The sequence below is a fragment of the Pseudomonas sp. BF-R-24 genome (assembly GCF_019947335.1).
GTDB lineage: Bacteria > Pseudomonadota > Gammaproteobacteria > Pseudomonadales > Pseudomonadaceae > Aquipseudomonas > Aquipseudomonas jessenii.
The window spans coordinates 25837-49232 of record NZ_JAGYGG010000035.1; the positions used below are offsets into that span (position 1 = coordinate 25837).

Here is a 23396-nt window from a genome sequence, read left to right on the forward strand (position 1 = left end):
TCCCACAGGTGGAATACATTCCAAATGTGGGAGCGGGCTTGCTCGCGAAGAGTCCAGCTCAGGCAATACAAATCCTGGATCAGGCTCCGAGTACCCGGCATGCCTCCACCGGCAAGGTCACCGACACCGGATGACCAACGCTCAGGCCAAAGCCCTGACATGGCGTGCTCAGCGCGGTAAACGACACCCCGGAACACTCCACCGTGGTCTCGATGGTCGCGCCGATATCGCGCACGAACGTCACCTTGCCCAGCAAGCGGTTGCCCGCGGTCGCCTGGGGTGCGGACAGTTGCAGGTCTTCCGGGCGAATCAGCATCTTCACCTTTTCACCGACCACGATGCTGCTGCAGATCGGTACTTGCAGCGCATCGCCGCCCGGCAAACTGACCTTGCCGTTACCCAGCACCGTGGCCGGGAAGATGTTGCCCGAGCCGATGAAGTCCGCGACGAACTCGTTGGCCGGGTGACGATAGATCTCGATCGGCGTGCCCACCTGCTGCACCTTGTGCTCACCCAACACGACCACGATATCGGCCATGGTCATGGCCTCGCGCTGGTCGTGGGTCACCATGATGGTGGTGATGTTCAGGCGTTGTTGCAGTTGGCGGATTTCCACCTGCATCGACTCGCGCAGCTTGGCATCCAGCGCTGACAGAGGTTCGTCGAGCAGGAGGATTTTCGGGTGATTGGCAATCGCCCGGGCAATCGCCACGCGCTGGCGTTGGCCGCCGGACAGCTTGGCCACCGGACGATTGATCATCGCTTGCAGCTGGATCAGTTCCAGCAATTCCACCACCCGCGCCTGCTGGTCAGCCTTGCTGACGCCACGCAGTTTCAGCGGATAGGCGATGTTCTCCCCCACCGTCATGTGCGGGAACAGCGCCAGCGACTGGAACACCATGCCGAAATTACGCAGATGCGCCGGGGTGTGGCCGATGTCCTCACCGTCCAGGCGAATCTCGCCACCGCTCAGGGTTTCCAGCCCGGCAATCATGCGCAGCAAGGTGGTTTTGCCACAGCCCGAAGGACCGAGGAAACACACCAGTTTGCCCTCGGGCAAATGCAGGTTTACATCCTTTACCGCGCAGGCCGAGCCGTAATGTTTCTCGACGTTTTCCAGAATCAGACCAGACATAAGAATCACCTCAAGAAATCAGAACGAAACGCCACCTTCACCAACCAGCTTCTCCAGCGCCCAGATGAGGACGAAGTCGATCAGCACGATCAGCACGGCAAACGAAAATACGGTTGGGTCGAGCGAAGACACGGTGCGGCTGTACATCCAGATCGGCACGGTCATGACGTCGATGGTGTAGAGGAAATAGGTCACGGTGAATTCGTTGAACGAGACGATGAACGCCAGCAGCATGCCCGCCAGGATCCCCGACTTCATCAACGGCACCACCACATCGACAATCGCCCGCAGCGGTGAAGCACCGAGCATTTGCGCGGCCTCTTCGACTTCGCTGCCGATGGAGAGCATCGCCGCCGTGCAGTTCTTCACCACGAATGGCAACGCGAGGATCACGTGGGCAATCACCAGGCGCGAGGTGGTCATGTGGAATGGCAGGCTGTCGAACACCAGCAGCAACGCCAGGCCCAACACCACCATCGGAAACACCAGCGGCAACGACATCAATTGCAGCGCCACCGCCTTGCCGCGGAACTCGCAACGGGTCAGCGCGTAGGCCGCCGGCACCGCGATGATCGTGGCGAAAATCATGGTCAGGCACGACACCAGCAAGCTGGTAGACATGGCCTGGCCGAGGCTCAGGACGTCACTGGCGTCCGGCGACACGAAGGTGTGCCAGGCGGCCTTGTACCATTGCAGGCTGTAGCTGCTCGGCGGGAAGTCGAGGTTCGACGCGCCGCTGAAGGACATGACGATCATGGTCAGGATCGGCAGTACCGCCAGCAGCAGGATGAAGCCGGAAAGGATGCCGGCAAACTTGCCGGTCTCGCCGGGCAACAGCCCATAACGCTTTTTGATCAGGGTGCTCATTGGGAAGCCTCCAGCATGCGCCGACGACGGCCAGTGATGTATTCGGACAAGGTCATGATCGCGAGGGTAGTGACGATCAGCACCACGCCGGCAGCGGATGCGGCGGGCCAGTTCATCAGCGGGGCGATCTGGTCATGCACCATCACCGCCAGCATCGGCACGCGCCGACCTCCGAGCAGCAAGGGCACCACGAAACTGCTGGCGTTGTAGGCGAACACCAGGGTCGCACCGGTAATGATCCCCGGCAGACTCATCGGCAATACCACCTGGCGGAACACCTGGAAGCGACTGGCGCCCAGGGTGGCGGCAGCTTCTTCGTAGCTGCGGGCGACACCGCGCATGGCGCTGGCAATCGGCAACACGGCCAGCGGGAAGGCGGTTTGCACCAAGCCCATCAACACGCCGTTCTGGTTGTACAACAGCATGATCGGGCGCTTGATCAGGCCCAGGCCCATCAGTGCCTGGTTGAGCATGCCACCGGGACCGAGGATCACCAGCCAGCCGTAGCTTTGCAGCAGCAGGTTGACCAGCAATGGCAGCAACACCGCCGCAAGGAAGATCCGTCGCACGAACGGCGAGGTCAGGCGTGACATGGTGTAGGCCACAGGGATCGCCAGAATCACTGCGATCACCGCGCTGATCAGCGCCAGGCGCAGGGTCAGCATCAGCGACTTGAGGTAATAGGGTTCCAGCAACTGGGCGTAACTGGCCAGGCTGAACCCGGACCATTCCGCGCCTTTGGTGCCCACGCTCATGCGCAGTACCAGCAGGCTCGCGGCAATCAAAACGCCGAGAAACAGCATCGACGGCGTGAGGAAAAGCCAGGCGCGCGCGGTCGGCGAAACACCCCGAGCGGCGCGCACGGGGGCGGCACTCACCGGATGAGTCAGAGGTTGGTGTTCCATAGCAAAGGGTCTCGTCAATGGACAGCAGCTGACAAACACAAGCCTCGATACCACCGTGAACCCTGTGGGAGCGGGCTTGCTCGCGAAAGCGGTGTATCAGTCACATTGATGTTGGATGTGCCGACGCATTCGCGAGCAAGCCCGCTCCCACATTTGATTTGTGGTGCTTCAAGGTCTTGTGTACGTCACTCGATCAGGAAGAAAAGATTTCCGTGTAACGACGAATCCATTGGTCATGCACGCTGGCCAGGAAGGCGTTGTCGTGCATGATCGCCTTCTCGGCAATCTGCTCCGGCGTGAGGATGTACGGGCTCTTGCGTGCTTCGGCGGAAATGATCGCCTTGGCGTTGACCGGGCCGTTGTAGATGTCTTCAGCCATCTTGCCCTGCACCAGCGGGTCCAGAGAGTGGTTGATGAAGGCGTAGGCCATGTCGGTATCGCCCGGACGGTTCTTCGGCATCACTGACAGCATCAGGTCGGTGTAGAAACCTTCCTTCATGCCGAATGTGGCGCCCAGGCCGTAGTTCGGATCGCGGATCTGTTTCGGGAAGAAGGCTGGCGCGTACAGGCCGCCCATGTCCAGGGAACCGGTGCGGAACAGTTCGGCGATCTGGTTCGGGTTTTCACCCAGGGTCACCACACGATCCTTCAGCTCGGCGAGCTTCTTGAAGCCAGGCTCGATGTTGTGTTCGTCACCACCGGCCAGTTTGGCGGCGATGATGATCAGGTCCATGGCCTCGGTCCAGTTCGGCGGCGGCAGGAAGATGTTCGGCGCCGCGTCGGCATCCCACAGGGAGGCGTAGCTGGTCGGGGCTTCTTTCTGGGTGCGGGTGCTGTAGACCAGGCTGTTGCACCACAGCAGGTAACCGATACCGTGGCCATTGGCGCCGGTGCGGTATTTCTCCGGTACATCGACGAGGTTGGGAATGCGGTTGAGGTCGGGTTTTTCCAGCAGGTTGGCGGCGGCCAGACCTTCGGCGCCGACGCCTGCCAGGGTGATGATGTCGTATTGCGGACGATCACCGCCGGCCTTGAGTTTGGCGACCATTTCCGAGGTACTGCCGGTGCGGTCAGCGATGACCTTGCAGCCGTACTTGTCTTCGAACGTCGCGGCGATGTTGCGCAGTGCGGCCAGGCCGGTGTCATCGGACCAGGTCAGCAGACGAAGGGTCTTGCCGGCAAAGCGTGTGTCGCTGGCATTGGCCTTGATGAACGGCATGCTCATGGCTGCCGCTGCAACCGAGGCTACGCCCACGGTCTTGATGAATTGACGTCTGTTCAGATCATGCTCGCCCATTACGGACTCCCTTTGTTTTTGTAGGTATGAGGCAGGTCGAAACTGTTGCATCCGCGCGACCGGACCAGCGTTATCCCTCGTATTTTCGGGGCTTGACTGAGCCGGCAAGTTCATCCTGAGGTCGCGTAAAACACCTGACTATCGATAAAAACTCATTGAAGCCATGACGCCAGCGCATGCCTCCTTTTCCTTGTGGGAGCGAGCTAGCTCGCGATGGACGTCAACGATAATGCGGGGCATCAGACAGCCCCGTGTCGTCCATGCGTCCATCGCGAGCAAGCTCGCTCCTACACAGTGCCAGGCGTCAGACGGCCCGGATCACGTGTTTGATTTCCTGGAAAGCCTGCAAGCCCCATGGCCCCAATTCGCGGCCGATGCTGCTCTGCTTGTAGCCGCCCCAGGCGGTCTGCGGGAAGATCACCTGCGGCGCGTTGATCCACACAAGCCCCGCCTGCAAAGCGTTGGCGACGCGGTCGGCGGTCTGTGCATCGCGCGTCACCACACTGGCGACCAGGCCAAACTGGCTGTCGTTGGCCAGGGCAATCGCTTCGGCCTCGGAGGCGAAACGGCGCACGCAGATCACCGGGCCGAAAATCTCTTCATTCCACAACGCACTGTCGAGGGGCACTTCGGTGAACACCGTCGGCTGCAAAAAATACCCGCGCGGCAGGTCGGTCGGGCGATTGCCACCGCAAACCAGCTTGGCACCGGCACTCAAACCGCGATCGATGTGACCGAGCACGCGCTGGTATTGCGCCTGATTGACCAGCGCGCCCATTTCCACGTTCGGGTCGAACGGGTCGGCCACGCGAATGGCTTCGGCACGGGCCTTCACTCGGTTCAGGAATTCATCGGCCAGTTCATCGGCGACCAGCACGCGGCTGGTGGCGGAGCACATCTGCCCGGCGTTGAAGAAACCACCGCCACAGGCCACTTCCACCGCCAGTTCGAGATCGGCATCGGCCAGCACCAACAGCGAAGATTTGCCGCCCAGCTCCAGGCTCACGCCTTTGACGGTTTCCGCCGCCCGTTGCATGACCTGCACGCCAACGGCATTGCTGCCGGTGAACGACACCTTGGCGATGCGCGGGTCTGCCGACAGCGGAGCGCCAACGGCCAGGCCGGTGCCGCACACCAGGTTAAAGACACCCGCCGGCACACCGGCTTCAGCGATGATCGCGGCCAGTTCCAGTTCCGGCAGCGGCGTCACTTCCGAAGGCTTGAGCACCACGCAGCAACCGGCGGCCAGGGCCGGGGCGAGTTTCCACGCGGTGGTGACCATCGGAAAATTCCACGGCACGATCAGGCCGACCACACCGCACGGCTCGCGGCGCAGGCGAGCGCTGAAGTCGTCGGTCGGCAGCTCTACCGCGCTGTCTTGTTTGGCATCCAGGCCTTCGGCCAGACCGGCGTAATACTCGAACGTGGCGATCACGTCATCGACGTCAATCGCGGCTTCGAATTGCGGCTTGCCGTTGTTGCTCGACTGCAAGTGCATCAGCTTTTCACGATTGGCCTGCACGCCCGTGGCGATTTTGCGCAGGATCGCACCGCGTTCGGCGCCCGAGGTTTTCGACCAGTCGGCGAACGCCTGGGTCGCTGCGTTCACGGCTTGATCAACCGCGCGCTTGTCGCCGCCATTGACGGTGGTCAACAGGGCTTCGGTCGCCGGGTTGATCACCCGCAGGTGTTCGTTGCCGGCCGACCATTGGCCGTTGATGTACAGGCCATCCAGAGTCGTCGGGAAGCTCATTTCGACACCGCCTGCATCCACTGGGTCTGGTCGATTTCAATCAGGGTCGGGCCCTGGCGATCGGTAGCCACCCGCAATGCGCCGCGCAATTGCTCGACACTGCTGACCGCTTCGGCAGCGCAACCCAATGCCTTGGCCACACCGATGAAGTCCGGGGTGTAGATGTCCACGCCCACCGGCTCGATGGCGCGGTTGACCATGTATTTCTTGATCTCTTCGTAGCCCTGGTTATTCCACAGCAGCACGATGACCGGTGTGCGCGCTTCAACGGCACTGGCCAGTTCCGGCAAGGTGAACTGCAGGCCACCGTCGCCGATCAGGCACACCACCGGAGGACGCGCGCCACCTTCGATGCGGCCACCCAGCCAGGCGCCAATCGCCGCCGGCAAGGCGTAGCCGAGGGTGCCGTAACCGGTGGACGAGTTGAACCAGCGACGCGGACGCTCCGGGTTGAACGTCAGGTTGCCGGTGTACACCGGCTGGGTCGAATCGCCGACGAACACCGCGTCCGGCAGTTCGTGCAGCACGGTTTCGAGGAAGCGGGTCTGGGCCAGGGTCGGTGCGTCCCAGGTCGCGGCCAGGTCTTCACGCAGACGGGCGGCACGTACTTGTCCCCAATCGTTGCGACGCTCGGCCAGGGATTTGTGCGACAGGGCACTGAGCAACGCCTGGGCGGCGTTACGCGAGTCGGCCACCAGCGCCACATGCGGCGGGTAGTTGCGTACGGTCTGGTCCGGGTCGATATCGACGCGCAGCAGCTTGCCAGGAATTTCGAAGCCACCGGCGAAGGTCACGTCGTAGTCGGTCTCGGCCAGTTCAGTGCCGATGGCCAGTACCACGTCGGCCTCGGCGACCAGCGCTCGGGTGGCGACCAGGCTCTGGGTCGAGCCGATCAGCAGCGGGTGGCCGGAGGCGAGCATGCCCTTGGCATTGATGGTCAGGGCGACCGGCGCGTCCAGCAGTTCAGCCAGCTCAGTCAGCTCGACGGCCGCGTCGATGGCGCCGCCACCGGCGAGAATCAGCGGACGCTTGGCGCCGGCCAGCAATTCGGCCATGCGCGACACGGCGCTCGGCGAAGCACCGGCGCGGTCGATATTGACCGGCAGGCTGGCGAGCAAGTCGTCGGCTTCTTCAACCAGAACATCCAGCGGAATTTCAATGTGCACCGGACGCGGACGACCAGCCTGGAACAGTGCAAAGGCGCGAGCGAGCACACCCGGCAATTCCGACGCCGACATCAGGGTGTGGGAGAACGCCGCGACGCCGGCACACAGTGCGCCCTGGTTCGGCAGTTCATGCAGCTTGCCGCGACCGCCGCCCAACTGGCTGCGCGATTGCACGCTGGAGATCACCAGCATCGGGATCGAATCGGCGTAGGCCTGGCCCATGGCGGTGGTGATGTTGGTCATGCCAGGGCCGGTGATGATGAAGCACACACCCGGTTTGCCGCTGGTGCGGGCGTAGCCGTCGGCCATGAAGCCGGCGCCCTGTTCATGGCGCGGCGTGACGTGGTTGATGCTCGAACGGGCCAGCCCGCGATACAGCTCCACGGTATGCACCCCTGGAATGCCGAACACCTGCTCGACCCCGTAGTTTTCGAGTAACTTGACCAATACTTCGCCGCACGTCGCCATGTCTTTGCCCTTTTTGTTCGTTTGAGACGCCGGGCGTGCGCTGTGTTTATGATGGATTCGCAGGCCCGGGAATGGCCTCATTGGAACGGGCGACAGGTAGCCGCAACAATGGATAAAAAGTCATACTAGCCATGTCCTCACGTCATACCTTGGATCCCAATGAAACGACTGCCTCCCCTGCCGGCGCTGCACACTTTTCTGATTACCGCGCAGTGCTGCAATTTCACCCGGGCCGCCGAACAGCTGCACATCACCCAGGGCGCGGTGAGTCGGCAGATCGCCGGGCTGGAAGATCATCTGGGTTATGAACTGTTCATCCGCCTGGCCCGAGGCCTGGACCTGACAGCCGAGGGACGGGAATGGCTGCCACGGGTCCAGCAGATTTTCGGCCTGATCGACGAGGCCGTTGAACAGATCGGCGAGAAGCGTGAAACCCTGCAACTCAAGGCACCGACCTGCGTGATGCGCTGGTTGCTGCCGCGTCTGTTGCAATGGCAAAGGGAACGCCCGGACGTGCCGGTGGAACTGACCACCACGGTCAAGCACGGGGTGGATTTTCATCGCGAGCAGTTCGATGCGGCGGTGATGTACGGCGCACCGCCGGATGATTCATTGATGTCGCAAAAACTCTTCGACGAACAACTCACACCGGTGTGTTCCAGACCGATGCTCGAAGGCCCCATGCTCCTGCAGACTCCGGCCGATCTGCAACAACACCTGCTGCTGCACCCGACCCGCGATGAACGGGACTGGAAAGCCTGGTTGAAAGCCGCGGATGTGCATTTGACCAATGTCGGCAAGGGCCAGCACTTCGAAACACTGGACCTGGCGATGTCGATGGCGTCCCAGGGAACGGGTGTGGCGATTGGCGACTGGTCGCTGATCGGCGATGACCTGAACGCCGGGCGGTTGGTCATGCCATTCGATTTGAAGGTGACAACGGGACTGGCGTATTACCTGGTGTTCCCCGAAAAACCCGGGCCTTCGCCGAAGTTGCGTGAATTGATGGGGTGGTTGGTGGAGCAAGCGCAATCGCGCTGAACAGTATCCTGTAGGAGCGAGCTTGCTCGCGATGAACCCGAGAACGCCGCGGGGCATCAGGTTCCCAGCGTTATCGTTGGCGATCATCGCGAGCGAGCTCGCTCCTACAGGAGGTCAGTGAACTCAATAACCGACAGTAAACCGCTGTCGCGAATGCTTCGGCGTTTCCACTTCGTCGAGCATCGCAATCGCATAATCGGCAAACGTGATCCAGCTGCGCCCTGCGCTGCTCACCAGCAAATCATCCTGGCCGATGCGGAATTTCCCGGTGCGCTCGCCCTCGACAAATTCGGCCGATGGCGACAGGAATGTCCAGTCCAGATCCCGCTCTTCACGCAGGTTTGCGAGGAATTCGGCACCGGCGCTGGCCTCTGCCTTGTAAGCCTCAGGGAAACCTTCGCTATCGATCACTCGAACGCCATCGGGCAATAGCAGCGAACCCGCCCCGCCCACTACCAGCAAACGTTTAACCCCGGCTTTTTTCACCGGGCCAACGACTGCGCTGGCAGGCAGGGTCGCGAAATGTGCGGCGCTGATGACTACGTCATGGCCCGCAATTGCAGCTTGCAACTCAGCGGCATCAAGGGCATCGACGGCCTTGCTGACCACACCTTCACGCGCGTCTATTTTCGATGTGTCGCGGGCAATGGCGGTAACGCTGTGACCGCGACGCAGGGCTTCTTCCAGCAATTGGCTACCGGCACGACCGGTGGCACCGATGATTGCGACTTTGCTCATGACGTTCTCCAGTTGGCTTGAAAGTATCGGTATCAAATTGCGCTGACCTTTGTGGCGAGGGGGCTTGCCCCCGTTCGGCTGCGTAGCAGTCGTAAAACCTGTGCTTAGGGTGTGACTGATGGATTGCAGGGGAGCGCTTCGCACTCCAACGGGGGCAAGCCCCCTCGCCACAGGTAATCAATTTCATCTCAAAACTTGCTTCAGCTTCATGTACTTCCGGTTACCACTTCATCTCGCCCTTGGCGACCTTGGCGCTCAGCTCCAGGGAGCTTTCATCGCCCAGGGTCGGGAAGCGTTTTTTCATCGCGGCGATCAGCGCGGCAGCATCCTTGGCCTTGGCGGTTTCTTCGTCGAAGGCCTTGATGTAGGCGGCGGTGAACTGCACGGCCGTCAGTGAACGATCGCTCTCGCCAAGGTAATGACCAGGCACCACGGTCTGCGGTTTCAGGGTTTCAATGGCATGCAGCGTAGTCAGCCAATCGGCATGGGACTGCGGAGTTTGCGTGTCAGCCATCCAGACGTGGATGTTTTGCGCCACCACGACACCACCAACCACGGCCTTGATCGATGGAATCCACACAAAGCTGCGATCCGGCTGCGGGCCCTCAAGACCCACCACCTGCAACTTCTGCCCTTCGAGGATCAGGCTGTCACCCTTGAGCACGTCCGGCACGATGGTTTTTACAGGTACGTCGGCCCCCATTTTCGGGCCCCAGAATGCCAGTTTGCCGTCGACGGTTTGCTTGATGTGGTCGACGGTCGGCTGCGAGGCGAGGACCTTGGCCTTGGGGAATGCGGCCGTCAGGGTATCGAGGCCGAAGTAGTAGTCCGGGTCACCGTGGCTGATGTAGATGGTGGTCAACTGCTTGCCGCTGGCGCGGATTTTTTCCACTACCTGTTCGGCCTGGGATTTGCCGAATTGCGCATCCACCAGGATCGCTTCTTTCTCGCCACTGACCAGCACCGAGGTCACCGGGAAGATGGCTTTTTCGCCGGGGTTGTAGACATCCAGCGTCAGGGTCGAGGCGGCTGCATGGGCAGCGAAACCGAGGGCGGCGCTTGCCAGTAATACTCGCTTGAGAAGGGTGAGTCCGATCATCTGTTGCTCCGTTGTCCGAATGCCGTGATTGGCGGATACCTTTTTGTAGGAGCGAGCTTGCTCGCGATGGACTTGAAGGCGCCGCGTATAACCGGTATCCCGCGTTATCGTTAATGGCCATCGCGAGCAAGCTCGCTCCTACACTGGAACAGAGCTTAGTTGCCTGACTCGGTACAAAAAATGCGATGCTTGAACATAGTTTGTTTCTGAAAGCGGGCAAATCATGGATCGTCTTCAAGCAATGCGTGTGTTCGTCACGGTGGTCGACCTCGGCAGCCAGTCGGCCGCCGCCGATCATCTGGAGCTGTCACGGCCGGTGGTGTCGCGGTATCTGGCGGAGCTGGAAGACTGGGTCGGCGCGCGCCTGATGCATCGCACCACACGCAAGTTGAGCCTCACCGCCGCCGGCACCGAGATCCTGCCCCGCTGTCGGCAGATGCTCGATTTATCCACCGACATGCAAGCCGCCGTCAGCGAACCGGATGACGCACCCCGCGGCCTGCTGCGAATCAGCGTCAGCACCTCCTTCGGCCAGGCGCAATTGGCCGACGCCATGACCGCCTATGTCCGACGCTACCCCGGCGTCAGCATCGATATGCAGATGCTCGACCGCACCGTGAACCTGGTGGATGAGCGCATCGACCTGGCGATCCGTACCAGCAACGACCTGGACCCGAACCTGATCGCCCGCCGCCTGACGGTTTGCCGCTCGGTGATCTGCGCGTCCCCCGCTTACTTGCGCGAGCACCCGGCGCCGCAACGGGTCGAGGACTTGAGCCTGCACAATTGCCTGACCCACTCCTACTTCGGCAAAAGCCTGTGGCATTTCGAACAGGACGGCGAGCAGGTTTCAGTACCGGTGCAAGGCAACATCAGCGCCAACGAGGCCAGCACACTGCTGCGCGCAACGATAGCCGGCGCCGGGGTGGCGATGCTGCCCACCTACCAGGCCGGCGTGCACATCCACAGCGGCGAGTTGGTTCGCCTGCTGCCGACGGCCGAACCCCGGCAAATGAACGTGTATGCGGTGTATGCCTCGCGCAAGCACATGCCGGCGGCGTTGCGCAGCTTGCTGGATTTTCTGGTGGTGAGGTTTCCGCAAGAACCGGAATGGGATATCGGGTTGTAAATGGAAGCCCTGTGGGAGCGAGCTTGCTCGCTCCCACAGGGGTGATCAGTGTTCTGAATACCGCGCTATTGCTGGTAACTCACCGGCGCTGACCTATGCTCAAAGTAGTACCGAAAGGTATTCGTTCAGAGGTCAACGCCATGAACATCAGAACAAGAAGATACCTCGCGATTTTCATCACCTGTGCGGTCACGCTCGGGCTTTATGGCGCTGCGGCCTGGCGCGTCGAGCAACTGCGCAACCTGCCCCGTGAAGCCGCGAGCTGCAACTTCGAGCGCTGCATCCCCCACAACGCCACCCTCAACGCCCTCCGGTAACGAAGGGGGTCAGGCTTCGTTGTCCTGATCGGCCTTCAAGCGGTCGCGGAACGCCTTTGGCGAAATCCCCACTCGACGTCGGAACAGGCGTGTGAAGTTGGTCGGATCGGAAAACCCCAACACGTCGGACATTTCATAAATGGTCATGCTGGTGTAGGTCAGCAAACGCTTGGCCTCCAGCAATTGCCGCTCATGCATGATCTGCAACGCCGGTTGCCCCGCCAGCTCACGACAGGTGCCGTTGAGGTGGGACACGGAAATCCCCAGCCGGTGTGCCAGATCCTCGACCTTGACGTGCTGGCGATACGTCTCTTCCACCAGTTGAATAAAGCCGTTGAGGTATTCCCGGGCCCGCTGCGGTCGCGCCATGGCGGTGCGACGCTGGATCACCTGGCGACTGACCCACACCACGATCACGCTGACCAGCGAATGCATGAGCATTTCCCGCGCCGGTTGATGGCTGGTGTATTCGCTCTGCAAGGCGCTGAACAGGCTGTTGAGGTACTCGGCGTCCTTGCCTGCCGGGTAGCTTTCGGACTGGGCCAGGGCATTGACCGATTGCCCCAACTGCATCTGCAGGTGGGCGATCAGCGGCGCGGCCAGGGTTACGACAAACCCTTCCACGTCCTCGGAAAAACGAAAGCCGTGCACCGACAGCGGTGGCAGGATCTGGATTGCCGGCTCCACCAGTTGCGTTCGCTTGCCTTCGATTTCAAGCTCGGCCTGACCTTTGAATACGAAGAGCAACTGGCACAAGTCAGCGTGGCGGTGAGGTTTGATTTCCCAATGATGTTCGCGACTGCGTTTGGAAATGGTTTCACAGTGCAGCAAGTCCGGGGTCGGCCAATCCAGGCTTTCACCGTAGAGCTTGAACACCGGAATCGAAGGCAGGTCAGGCTTGTTCATCACTTCAATCCAGGCCTCGGGGTTGATCTGGGGCGATAATCGCACCGATTGGCAGAATGTACAGCTATCGGCTCAGTTTTCACCTTCAATTGACAGACTCGCAAGGGAAAAATGCAAGCACTCGATCCATAAAAATCATTCACCGACCCAGGTCGTGTGGAGCTTGCGAGTCATAAGAACAATGAAAACACTGAAAACCCAAGTTGCCATTATCGGTGCTGGCCCCTCAGGCTTGCTGCTCGGCCAATTGCTGCACAACGCCGGCATCGACAACATCGTTCTCGAACGTCAACCCCCCGATTATGTACTCGGTCGAATCCGCGCCGGCGTGCTTGAACAAGGCATGGTAGAGCTGTTGCGTCAGGCCGGCGTGAGTCAGCGCATGGACGCCGAGGGACTGGTCCATGGTGGCTTCGAACTGGCCCTCGACGGGCGCCAGGTACACATCGATCTGCAAGCGTTGACCGGCGGCAAGACGGTGATGATCTACGGCCAGACCGAGGTCACCCGTGACCTGATGGCCGCTCGTCGGGAGGTGGGCGCGCAGACGATTTACCAGGCCAGCAACGTCGTTCCCCACGGCATGAAAACCGATGAAGCGTTTGTCACTTTTGAGAAGGACGGCGAGCCATATCGACTCGACTGCGACTACATCGCCGGTTGCGACGGCTTCCACGGTGTGGCGCGACAATCGATTCCTGCCGACAGCCTGAAAGTCTTCGAACGGATTTATCCCTTCGGCTGGCTCGGGATCCTGGCCGACACGCCGCCGGTCCACGAAGAACTGGTCTACGCGCGCCATGAGCGCGGTTTCGCCTTGTGCAGCATGCGCTCGCCGACGCGCACCCGTTATTACCTGCAAGTGCCCGCAGAGGAAAATGTCGAGGATTGGTCCGATCAACGCTTCTGGGACGAGCTCAAAAACCGCCTGCCGGTCGATCTTGCGCAAAAACTGGTGACCGGCCCGTCCATCGAGAAAAGCATCGCGCCGCTGCGCAGCTTCGTCGTCGAACCCATGCAGTACGGGCGGATGTTCCTCGTCGGTGATGCCGCGCACATTGTCCCGCCCACCGGGGCCAAGGGCCTGAACCTGGCGGCCAGTGACGTCAGCACGCTGTTCAACATCCTGGTCAAGGTTTACCGCGACGATCGCCTTGATCTGCTGGAGAAATACTCGGAAATCTGCCTGCGCCGGGTGTGGAAAGCCGAGCGTTTTTCCTGGTGGATGACCTCGATGCTGCACCGCTTTGATGATCACGATGCCTTTAGCCAGCGCATTGCCGAGTCGGAACTGGACTATTTTGTCGATTCGCAGGCGGGTCGCAAAACCATTGCAGAAAACTACGTCGGGCTTCCTTATGAGGCTATCGAATAGCCTCCTATCGACTTACACTGGCGAGCATCCCCGCTCGCCTTGCTACTTGCGGGTCAATCACTGCCCGCAGGTTTTCCCGTGACCAATCTCCACCAGCCTGAAACGCCCAAACCGGCCATTCGCAGCGTGCTGATCGCCCTGATGCTGGCGATCTTTCTCGGCGCGCTGGACCAGACCATCGTCGCCGTTTCAATGCCGGCCATTTCCGCGCAATTCAAGGACGTTAGCCTGTTGGCCTGGGTGATTTCCGGCTACATGGTGGCCATGACCGTGGCGGTGCCGATCTACGGCAAACTGGGCGACTTGTACGGGCGACGCAAGCTGATGCTGTTCGGCATGGGCCTGTTCACCCTGGCGTCGGTGTTCTGCGGCATGGCCCAGAGCATGGAGCAACTGGTGCTGGCGCGGATCCTCCAGGGCATCGGGGCCGGCGGAATGATCTCGGTGAGCCAGGCGATCATCGGTGACATCGTGCCGCCACGGGAGCGCGGCCGGTATCAGGGCTATTTCAGCAGCATGTATGCCGTGGCCAGCGTGGCCGGCCCGGTGCTTGGTGGCTACATGACCGAGTACCTGTCCTGGCGCTGGGTGTTCCTGATCAACCTGCCGCTGGGCCTGGGTGCCTGGCTGGTCGCCTATCGCACGCTGGTGGGCCTGCCGATTCCGCAACGCAAACCGATCATCGACTACCTGGGTACCGTGCTGATGATCATCGGGCTGACAGCATTGTTGCTGGGCATCACCCAGGTCGGCCAGGGCCATTCGTGGCGCAGTGCAGAGGTGCTGGCGCTGCTCGCTTGTGCGGTGCTGGTGCTGGGGCTGTTCGTCGTCCACGAGCGACGGGCGCGAGAACCGTTGTTGCCCATGCATCTGTTCGCCAACCGCAACGCGATCCTGTGCTGGTGCACGATTTTCTTCACCAGTTTCCAGGCCATCTCGCTGATTGTATTGATGCCGCTGCGCTTTCAGAGCGTCACCGGCGCCGGTGCCGACAGCGCAGCCCTGCACCTGCTGCCCCTGGCCATGGGTTTGCCGATTGGCGCGTATTTCGCAGGCCGCCGCACCTCGGTCACCGGGCGCTACAAACCGATGATCCTTACCGGTGCGGCGCTGATGCCTGTCTCGATTATCGGCATGGCATTCAGCCCGCCGCAGGCGTTCGTCGTGAGCAGTCTGTTCATGCTGCTCTGCGGGATATCCTCGGGCATGCAGTTCCCGACGTCATTGGTCGGCACGCAGAACTCGGTGGACCAGCGGGACATCGGTGTAGCCACCAGCACCACCAACCTGTTCCGTTCGCTGGGTGGTGCCGTGGGTGTGGCGTTGATGTCGGCGCTGCTGTTGGCGTTGTTGCAGGATTCGAGTTTCGCGCATCTGGCCGGTTCGTCTCTGATTGCCGAAGGCAGCTCGGGGAATGTATTGCTGGACGGTTTGAATGCCGCGCCGGGTGACGCGCAGAACACCCTGCGCGCCGAATTGTCACTGACATTCCGGCATTTGCTGACGGTCAGCGCGGCCGTTTCATTGCTTGGGCTGGCGGCGGCGATTGCCATGCCGAACATGTTGTTGCGCGGACGCGAGGACAAGGTTCGATAGATAGACCGGGTCGCCTGTATTCGCGAGCAAGCCCGCTCCCACAGTTGACCGAGTTCTTCATGAGCACGCGGTCAACTGTGGGAGCGGGCTTGCTCGCGAAAACGATCTGACAGTCACTACAATTCAAGGGCTGTAATACCCGACCGCCACCAGAAAATGCCCGACCTTCTTCAGGTAGGCATGCTTGTTCTCGACCTTGCCCGTCACCGGGTTTTTCCAGCGGTATTCGTATTCGCCGTAATCCTGCTGGGCCATCAACGCCAGAATCGGCTCGCCCACCGGTTTGCCTTCCGGGTCCACGATCTTGCTGAAGTCGGTATTGATCAGCCGCAGGTTGGTGCCGTGGGCCACGTAACGCTGGGTATCCAGGTCGACGACAAACACATACAGATCATCCTGCAGGTAGCCGCCCTTGAGGGAATTGATCGCCGTCAGGGTGCCCTTTTCGTCCTTGGCCAGATCGGTTGCCGCTTTGTTCAGCAAGGCCATGGCCTGTTCGGCGGAGGCCCTTGGCAGGTAATAACCGACCGCCAGAATCCGCTGCCCAACGCGCTGGTAGTAGACATGCTTGCGCTCGACCTTGCCGTCATTCCAGTTCTGCCAGCGATATTCCGCCTGCTGGATGCCATTGCCTTCCGGCACTTTCAGGGCATCCTTGAAGGCTTTCTGCAGGTCCGGCCCGAGCACTTGCGAGACGTCCCGGCCGATCAACGCCGACGACGGCCCGCCGCTGGCAAGCATCACGCCCTTGGTGTCGAGCACAAAGACATAACGGTCCTTGTCGACAAACTCACCCTGGCGGCTGAACGCCGCGAAGGCCTTGTCGCCATTTTGGTGGTAGTAAGCCAGGGCTTTTTCCAGCAGGGCGATGGCCGCCTTGCTGTCGTCCTTTTCCGTTGCGGCGGCTTGCACCTGGCCCAGGCCCAATAAAAACATGCCGCACAGCAAGGCGAACCTATGCAGAAACCCCATTGCGCATCCCTCGTTCCTGATGGTGTTTCAAGAGCGTAGACGGCAATGGGATATGTACGAATATTCGCCAGAACAGGGTCATAGGCTTTTGTGGCGAGGGGGCTTGCCCCCGTTCGGCTGCGCAGCAGTCGTAAATCAGGCACCGCGGTTGATCTGGTGAACCGCGGCGAATGGATTTGGGGCGGCTTCGCCACCCAACGGGGGCAAGCCCCCTCGCCACAAGTGTTCGGATTACTGCCGGGCGCGCAGTTGCTGCTGAAGGTTCTGGATCTGCGCCTGAAGGGTATTGATGTTGCGGGTGACCTGGCTGCGGAACGCATCGAACTCGGCGGTATTGGTCGAGCCCTGCGTGACCGCTGGACGGTTGTCCTGCTCGCTCTTGAGCACGATCATGTCTTGCTCGAGACGCTCGATAGCAGCGCTTGGGTTGCCTTGTTTCTTCAGCGCTGTGATATCGGCGCCCAGGCTCTTCAGTTGTGCATCGAGTTTTTCAGCGTCCGACGGGGCACTTTTCAGGGTGGCCAATTCAGCACTCAATGCTTTGACCTGGGTCTGCAACTGGGTATTGGCCGTCTGATGTTCGGTGTTCTGGGTATTCAATTGCGCCAGGCGCTTGTCCAGCTCGGTGGTTTGCGCGGTCATTTGTGCCAGTCGCTTGTCCAGGTCCGAGGCCTGGCCGGCAACACCTTGCTGCTGGGCGTTCTGGTCCTGGAGCTTGCTTTCCAGCTGGCGGATTTGCAGCTTCAAGGCCTCGCTGTCGGTGCTGACACTGGTCTGGCTGGCAACAACCTTTCCGGAAATATCCTGCAGGCGCCCTGCCGCTTCCTCACTGATTCGCGCGAAGCTTTCCTGGGTCGCCACCAGTTGCTGTTCCATCAGGGAGATCTGCTGAAAGCTCCACCAGGCCAGGCCCGCGAACGCAAAGAACAACGCCCCGATCAACGCCCACAAGGCACCGGTACTCGCCGCCTTGACCTTCACCACCGGCGTCGTGCGCGAATGCACGACCGTGCGGGCGGGGGGCGCAAAGTCGTCATCGAGAACGTCTGCACGCAGGCTCGGTACATCATCGAAGTCGTCGTTGGCATCGTTTCGCATGGACATTGAATCAACCTTAGTGAATCACATAATGGCTTTATGCCGCGCAGTATAAACCCCACAGCCGCAACCATTGACCCCCAAGCCCGAATCCGGTTCAGTCGGGGGTCGTTGTTCGAGCGTCAGCGAACAGCCTGGGCCTTCCACCAGCCACAGAATTCATCGAGCGCCGTCCAGAGGCTGACCTTGGGATCGTAATCCAGATAATGCCGCGCGCGGCTGATGTCCAGGGTGAAATTTTTGTTCATGACCTGTATACCCAGACGCGACAGCGTCGGTTCGGGACGCCCCGGCCACAACTTGCACACGCCCTCGTTGAGCGCCGCCACGCTGTAGGCCAGGCCGTAGGAACGGTAGCGGGTGACCTGTGGGACTTCCATGTTGCGCATGACGTAATTGACCACGTCCCACAGGGGAATCGGCGTGCCGTTGCTGATGTTGTAAGCCTTGCCCAGCGCAGAACCGCTGGCCAGCAAACTGCTGAGCAACGCCTCGTTGAGGTTTTGCACGCTGGTGAAATCAACTTTGTTCAGACCGTTGCCGATGATCGCCAGGCGCCCCTTGCGCTGCATGTTCAACAGGCGCGGGAAGATGCTCATGTCGCCGGCCCCGGTGACGAAACGCGGGCGCAGGGCCAGGGTTTCGAGACCGAACTCCTGGGCACCGAAGACTTTTTGCTCGGCCAGGTACTTGGTGGCGGCGTAAGGGTGTTTGAAGCGCTTGGGCACCTGTTCTTCGGTCAGGCCCAGATGATCGCGACCATCGAAGTAGATCGACGGCGACGACAAATGCACCAGCCGCCGAACCCGTTGCTTCAAGCAGGCTTCGACCACGTTCTCGGTGACCTGGACGTTGCCCTGATGGAAGTCCTGATAACGTCCCCATAATCCAACAGCACCGGCGCAATGCACCACGGCCTCGACGTCCGAGCACAGCTCGCGCGCCAGTTCCGGGTCGCTCAAGTCCCCCTGGATGAACTCGGCTCCCCGGCGTACCAGATGCTCCACACTCTCGGCCCGGCGACCGTTGACCCGCACGTCCAGGCCCTGCTCCAGGGCAAAACGCGCAAAGCGCCCGCCGATGAAGCCGCTTGCGCCGGTAACCAGAATCTTCATGAATTGCTCCGAATATTTCGTTTTGCGTATTACGTGAGGTCTTGACGCTGCGCGTCAGTCCAAGGGCACCAGCCATTGCTTCGATGCGCTGACCAATTGATCGGTGAGCAGCCCCAGCAGTTGGCCGCCATTACGCCAATGATGCCAGTACAGCGGCACATCGATCGGCTTATCTGGCAGCAGCTCCTGCAATACACCCCTTTGCAGTTGCTCGCGCACCTGCAGTTCCGGAACCAGCCCCCAACCCAGACCGGCTTCCGCCAAGCGGATAAAACCTTCGGAGGACGGGCACAAATGGTGTTCGAATCCCCCCTCGACGCCGAGGGACGCAAGGTAGCGATGCTGCAGGAAATCGTCCGGGCCAAATACCAGCGCCGGGGTTCGGGCCAACTGATCGGCGCGTACGCCCTGCGGAAAATGCCGGGCAATAAAGGCGGGGCTGGCCAGCGCACGGTAACGCATGGCCCCCAGCAACACACTGCGCGCCCCCGCCACCGGCCGCTCGCTGGCGCAGACACAAGCCGCCACTTCACCGGCGCGCATGCGCTTGAGACCGACGGTCTGGTCTTCGACCACCAGATCCATCAGCAGATGCTGTTCGGCGCAAAACGCCCCCACGGCCTGCGCCCACCAAGTGGCCAGGCTGTCGGCGTTCAGGGCGATGCGCAGGCGTTCCGGCAGGCCCTCTTCATCCAGCGCCGGCACCAGGCTTTGCAAATCCCGTTCAAGCAATCGCACCTGCTGCACGTGGTTGAGCAGCCGTCGACCGATTTCCGTCGGCGTTGGCGGCGTGGCCCGCACCAGCACCGGTTGGCCAACCCGCGCCTCCAGCAGCTTGATGCGCTGGGAAATCGCCGATTGCGACAAGCCCAGTACCTGAGCCGCCCGTTCAAAACCGGCCTGTTCGACCACGGCGGCCAAGGCAGAAAGCAATTTATAGTCGAACATCAGTTTTCCTAATGAGCGATCAGCAAGATTGGTTTTTCTTATACAGCCTTCACAAGGACAATGACCAGCAAGAACTCTTGAACAAGGATCACCCACATGGCTGGCGAAACTTCATTGGCAACGCTGCTGCGCAGCATGAGCCCGCAACTCAACGCTGGCGAATACGTGTTCTGCACCCTGCGCGACGGCAAGTTGCCTGCGGATCTGGAGATTGTCGGCAGCTTCCGCGAGCAGGAAGGCCTGACCGTGATTCTCGAACGTTCCCACGCCGAAAAAGCCGGATTCAGCTTCGACTACATCGCCGCCTGGATCACCTTGAACGTACATTCGGCCCTCGAAGCCGTCGGCCTGACCGCCGCGTTCGCCACGGCATTGGGCAAGGCCGGAATCAGCTGCAACGTGATTGCAGGCTACTACCACGACCATTTGTTCGTCGGCCAGGCCGACGCCGACCGAGCCCTGCAAGTGCTGCGGGATCTGGCAGCCAACGCGGAGTAAAAAAATCATGTGGCAAAGTTATGTGAACGGGCTGCTCGTGGCCTTCGGCCTGATCATGGCGATTGGCACCCAGAATGCGTTTGTCCTGGCGCAAAGCCTGCGGCGTGAACATCACCTGCCGGTGGCGGCACTCTGCGTGACCTGCGATGCCCTGTTGGTAGCCGCCGGGGTATTCGGCCTGGCGACGGTGCTGGCACAGAACCCGACGCTGTTGGCCATCGCACGCTGGGGCGGCGCAGCGTTCCTGTTGTGGTACGGCAGCCAGGCGCTGCGCCGGGCCTTCTCGAAGCAGAGCCTTGAGCAGGGCGAAGGCCAGACCGTACGTTCGCTGCGGGCGGTGATGCTCAGCGCGCTGGCGGTGACCTTGCTCAACCCGCACGTCTATCTGGACACCGTTTTGCTGATCGGCTCCCTGGGCGCACAACAAACCGAGCCCGGCGCTTATGTCGTCGGCGCGGCCAGTGCCTCGCTGCTGTGGTTCTTCACCCTGGCCCTCGGTGCGGCATGGCTGGCGCCGTGGCTCGCCCGGCCCGGCACCTGGCGAATTCTCGATCTGTTGGTGGCGGTGATGATGTTTGCCGTAGCGCTGCAGCTGATCGCGGCCATCTGATTGGCGGAACCTCTATTCCACACAGTTGTTGCGTGGTTATGCCGCCCCCCCGGTGCTATGATCCGACTCCCTGCGCCGCAAAGAGTACAAACTCCCCGGCGCTTGTCTGGCCGCCCGTGATCGGCCTTGCGCTCACCGCAACTGACCTGATTAGGAGAATCATCATGGCTTTCGAATTGCCGCCACTGCCGTACGCACACGATGCCCTGCAGCCGCACATCTCCAAGGAAACCCTGGAGTTCCACCACGACAAGCACCACAACACCTACGTCGTGAACCTGAACAACCTGGTGCCAGGCACCGAGTTCGAAGGCAAGACCCTGGAAGAAATCGTCAAGACTTCCTCGGGCGGTATCTTCAACAACGCCGCTCAGGTCTGGAACCACACTTTCTACTGGAACTGCCTGGCGCCAAACGCTGGCGGTCAACCAACCGGCGCACTGGCTGAAGCCATCAACGCGGCCTTCGGTTCGTTCGACAAGTTCAAGGAAGAGTTCAGCAAGACTTCCATCGGCACCTTCGGTTCCGGTTGGGGCTGGCTGGTGAAGAAGGCTGACGGTTCCCTGGCCCTGGCCAGCACCATCGGCGCCGGCAACCCGCTGACCAACGGCGACACCCCGCTGCTGACCTGCGACGTCTGGGAACACGCTTACTACATCGACTACCGCAACCTGCGTCCGAAGTACGTCGAAGCGTTCTGGAACCTGGTCAACTGGAAATTCGTGGCTGAGCAGTTCGAAGGCAAAACCTTCACCGCTTAAGCTCGATGCCAGACAAAAAACCCGGCTTTGTGCCGGGTTTTTTTATGGAAGGAATATGAGCAAAGGGACGGTGGTGATTGTCCCGCCGTCTTCGCGAGCAAGCCCGCTCCCACAGATCACCCCCCGAGCCAGTGGGAGCGAGCCTGCTCGCGAAGAACGATAACGCGGTCAGTCGGCCAACTACTGCGGATCGAGGTTATCCAGCGCACGATTCACCGCCAGCTCCGCCAACATGACAATCTGCGAAATGGCCAGCGCCGTGTTGCGCTGGGGGCCAGCCAGGCAGGTAGCGAAATCACTCGCCATGACATTGGCTGAAGCCAGTGATTCACAAGCGTGGGCAAGCAGGCTTTCAGTGTCCATGTCGGGGACGATCATGAACATGGTGCGAGGGCTGTAGGGTTTGGTGGTGTTGCAGGGGGGATCGGGGATTAATTTGTCCATAAAACCATTCCTCTAGCGCTGGGGCCACCACTTGCCGTTTCTCACGCGGTGAAGAGGTGGCAGCTATGTGCGAGGTGAGAAACCGGTATGGACACCCGGGCCAGACCTAAGTCTGCCCGCACACAGCCGCCATGACGCATTTACAGACAGCGGATTAGCTGGCGGCGATTATGCGTGCACAGGCTCTGGATGACCATAAGTAGCCGGGTTCTCACACCCGATCGCTGAGTTTCAGCGACAGCCAAAGGTTATTCAGCCCGCTTCCGACGGACAACCTGAAAACTGCGTGGGAAACTTCTGGCGCTTTCCTACACCGCGCTAACGCCCAAAACGTAACGCGGACCGTCCCTGGCAGCACTCCCACGCGGGCGTGTGGAAACGATATGTTGGGGTGTGGCTGAAAATGCAATGTCGACTGTCCCGCCGTCTTCGCGAGCAAGCCCGCTCCCACAGTTAGGCCGGGGGGCATCCAAGAGAAAATGGTCGGCTGACAGGCTGCCATCGCGGGCAAGCCCGCTCCCACAGAAGAGCCGAGCAAAAGCAGATCGGCATACACCCACGCTTCTCACCACTCAACAGGCCGAGCGTTAGCTCGCCTGCAGCTTTTGATCTTGATCCACCCGCCCCCTCGGCAGGCTGAGTGGAGGCGTTCATCCGGGGATTGGCGCGCAGCGCCGTTCGACGCAGTCGAACCCATCGCATGTAGGTGCCAGCGAAGCCAACCGGAGGGCGATGCCCCCGGATGAATGCCGGAGCGAAGGAACCCCGAGCCGAAGCGAGGGGCCGTACGTAAGGGGCGAGACTTTTTGGTTCCTTTTGTGTCGTTTGACAAAAGGGACTCGCCGTAAGGGCGAAACCGCCAGCCGCCGTTACCAAAAAAACGGATATGTACCCCACCCAAACCCGAACGAAGCCAATTTCCCAAGATGAAACCAGCCTCCAGCCCCTTGCTCCCCCGCCCACGCCGACTAACATCAAACAAAAGGAAAATATCTCCATCCCGCCCCTCAAGTTGAAGGACTCGACAACCGACACAGTACTAATAGGCTAACTCGCCAGGTCAACTGCAAATCGGCCAAGCAGCAGGCAAAATCCCCCAAGGATGATTGTCCCTTTGACTGCCATCACGGGATTGCCAATACTCATGGCAACTTGATG

The 23396-nt window shown here is 60.8% G+C and carries 22 protein-coding genes; 8 read left to right on the forward strand and 14 right to left on the reverse strand.

Going from position 1 to position 23396, the window contains the following annotated elements:
• Positions 1-79 precede the first annotated feature (79 nt).
• The 6 genes from KGA98_RS22720 to KGA98_RS22745 form a co-directional block, all read right to left on the reverse strand.
• Complete coding sequence (locus KGA98_RS22720) at positions 80-1135, reverse strand: ABC transporter ATP-binding protein (RefSeq protein WP_057713479.1); 1056 nt, start codon at positions 1133-1135, stop codon at positions 80-82.
• 18 nt (positions 1136-1153) lie between these two features.
• Complete coding sequence (locus KGA98_RS22725) at positions 1154-2002, reverse strand: ABC transporter permease (protein ID WP_057713478.1); 849 nt, start codon at positions 2000-2002, stop codon at positions 1154-1156.
• On the reverse strand, positions 1999-2907 hold the full coding sequence (locus tag KGA98_RS22730; RefSeq protein WP_223503940.1) for an ABC transporter permease: 909 nt from the start codon (positions 2905-2907) through the stop codon (positions 1999-2001). The genes KGA98_RS22725 and KGA98_RS22730 overlap by 4 nt, the downstream gene beginning before the upstream one ends.
• Before the next feature lie 193 nt (positions 2908-3100).
• Positions 3101-4204 carry an extracellular solute-binding protein gene (locus KGA98_RS22735; RefSeq protein ID WP_057713476.1) on the reverse strand — a complete coding sequence of 368 codons (1104 nt, stop codon included), beginning with the start codon at positions 4202-4204 and terminating at the stop codon, positions 3101-3103.
• A gap of 304 nt (positions 4205-4508) precedes the next feature.
• Complete coding sequence (locus KGA98_RS22740; protein ID WP_223503942.1) at positions 4509-5957, reverse strand: aldehyde dehydrogenase family protein; 1449 nt, start codon at positions 5955-5957, stop codon at positions 4509-4511.
• Positions 5954-7591, reverse strand: a complete 1638-nt coding sequence (locus KGA98_RS22745) for a 5-guanidino-2-oxopentanoate decarboxylase (RefSeq protein ID WP_223503945.1) — start codon at positions 7589-7591, stop codon at positions 5954-5956. The genes KGA98_RS22740 and KGA98_RS22745 overlap by 4 nt, the downstream gene beginning before the upstream one ends.
• Positions 7592-7750: 159 nt before the next feature.
• Here KGA98_RS22745 and KGA98_RS22750 point away from each other — a divergent pair, with 159 nt between their 5' ends.
• Complete coding sequence (locus tag KGA98_RS22750) at positions 7751-8632, forward strand: LysR substrate-binding domain-containing protein (protein ID WP_223503947.1); 882 nt, start codon at positions 7751-7753, stop codon at positions 8630-8632.
• A gap of 123 nt (positions 8633-8755) precedes the next feature.
• Here KGA98_RS22750 and KGA98_RS22755 read toward each other — a convergent pair whose 3' ends face one another.
• A complete protein-coding gene (locus tag KGA98_RS22755; RefSeq protein ID WP_223503949.1) occupies positions 8756-9370 on the reverse strand; it encodes an NAD(P)-dependent oxidoreductase in 615 nt (204 codons plus the stop codon).
• Positions 9371-9590: 220 nt separating this feature from the next.
• Positions 9591-10469, reverse strand: coding sequence for an MBL fold metallo-hydrolase (locus tag KGA98_RS22760; RefSeq protein WP_223503950.1), 879 nt, complete (start codon positions 10467-10469; stop codon positions 9591-9593).
• Between the two features lie 223 nt (positions 10470-10692).
• On the opposite strand from KGA98_RS22760, the gene KGA98_RS22765 reads away from it, so the two are divergent.
• Together KGA98_RS22765 and KGA98_RS22770 are read left to right on the forward strand one after the other, a co-directional pair.
• Entirely contained in the window at positions 10693-11598 is a 906-nt protein-coding gene (locus KGA98_RS22765; RefSeq protein ID WP_223503952.1) for a LysR family transcriptional regulator, read from the forward strand.
• Positions 11599-11738: 140 nt separating this feature from the next.
• Entirely contained in the window at positions 11739-11915 is a 177-nt protein-coding gene (locus KGA98_RS22770) for a hypothetical protein (protein WP_007978514.1), read from the forward strand.
• Positions 11916-11924: 9 nt separating this feature from the next.
• On the opposite strand, the gene KGA98_RS22775 is transcribed toward KGA98_RS22770, so the two are convergent.
• A complete protein-coding gene (locus KGA98_RS22775) occupies positions 11925-12821 on the reverse strand; it encodes a helix-turn-helix domain-containing protein (RefSeq protein ID WP_223503955.1) in 897 nt (298 codons plus the stop codon).
• Positions 12822-13002: 181 nt separating this feature from the next.
• Between KGA98_RS22775 and pobA the strand changes: the two genes are divergently transcribed.
• Positions 13003-14196, forward strand: coding sequence for a 4-hydroxybenzoate 3-monooxygenase (pobA, locus tag KGA98_RS22780; RefSeq protein WP_223503957.1), 1194 nt, complete (start codon positions 13003-13005; stop codon positions 14194-14196).
• A 78-nt stretch (positions 14197-14274) separates the two neighbouring features.
• The gene (locus KGA98_RS22785) at positions 14275-15792 is read left to right on the forward strand and encodes an MDR family MFS transporter (protein WP_223503959.1); all 1518 of its coding nucleotides are present in this window, start codon (positions 14275-14277) and stop codon (positions 15790-15792) included.
• A 123-nt stretch (positions 15793-15915) separates the two neighbouring features.
• Here KGA98_RS22785 and KGA98_RS22790 read toward each other — a convergent pair whose 3' ends face one another.
• The 4 genes from KGA98_RS22790 to KGA98_RS22805 all read right to left on the reverse strand — a co-directional run bounded on the left by KGA98_RS22790 (position 15916) and on the right by KGA98_RS22805 (position 19925).
• Positions 15916-16764, reverse strand: coding sequence for a cache domain-containing protein (locus tag KGA98_RS22790; RefSeq protein ID WP_223503961.1), 849 nt, complete (start codon positions 16762-16764; stop codon positions 15916-15918).
• A 231-nt stretch (positions 16765-16995) separates the two neighbouring features.
• Positions 16996-17868 carry an ATPase gene (locus KGA98_RS22795; protein ID WP_223503963.1) on the reverse strand — a complete coding sequence of 291 codons (873 nt, stop codon included), beginning with the start codon at positions 17866-17868 and terminating at the stop codon, positions 16996-16998.
• Positions 17869-17984: 116 nt separating this feature from the next.
• On the reverse strand, positions 17985-18977 hold the full coding sequence (locus tag KGA98_RS22800) for an NAD-dependent epimerase/dehydratase family protein (RefSeq protein WP_223503964.1): 993 nt from the start codon (positions 18975-18977) through the stop codon (positions 17985-17987).
• A gap of 54 nt (positions 18978-19031) precedes the next feature.
• The gene (locus KGA98_RS22805) at positions 19032-19925 is read right to left on the reverse strand and encodes a LysR family transcriptional regulator ArgP (protein ID WP_057713462.1); all 894 of its coding nucleotides are present in this window, start codon (positions 19923-19925) and stop codon (positions 19032-19034) included.
• A 96-nt stretch (positions 19926-20021) separates the two neighbouring features.
• On the opposite strand from KGA98_RS22805, the gene KGA98_RS22810 reads away from it, so the two are divergent.
• From KGA98_RS22810 to KGA98_RS22820, 3 genes are all read left to right on the forward strand, one after another.
• Positions 20022-20423, forward strand: coding sequence for an ACT domain-containing protein (locus KGA98_RS22810; protein ID WP_223503966.1), 402 nt, complete (start codon positions 20022-20024; stop codon positions 20421-20423).
• A 7-nt stretch (positions 20424-20430) separates the two neighbouring features.
• Positions 20431-21033 carry a LysE/ArgO family amino acid transporter gene (locus KGA98_RS22815; protein WP_057713460.1) on the forward strand — a complete coding sequence of 201 codons (603 nt, stop codon included), beginning with the start codon at positions 20431-20433 and terminating at the stop codon, positions 21031-21033.
• A gap of 164 nt (positions 21034-21197) precedes the next feature.
• Positions 21198-21794 (forward strand): superoxide dismutase, encoded by a 597-nt coding sequence (locus KGA98_RS22820; protein ID WP_008022038.1) that lies wholly within the window; start codon positions 21198-21200, stop codon positions 21792-21794.
• Positions 21795-21974: 180 nt separating this feature from the next.
• Here the strand turns inward: KGA98_RS22820 and KGA98_RS22825 are convergent, their stop codons facing one another.
• Positions 21975-22238: a DUF6124 family protein gene (locus KGA98_RS22825; RefSeq protein WP_090457509.1), complete on the reverse strand. Its 264-nt coding sequence runs from the start codon at positions 22236-22238 to the stop codon at positions 21975-21977.
• Between the last annotated feature and the right edge of the window lie 1158 nt (positions 22239-23396).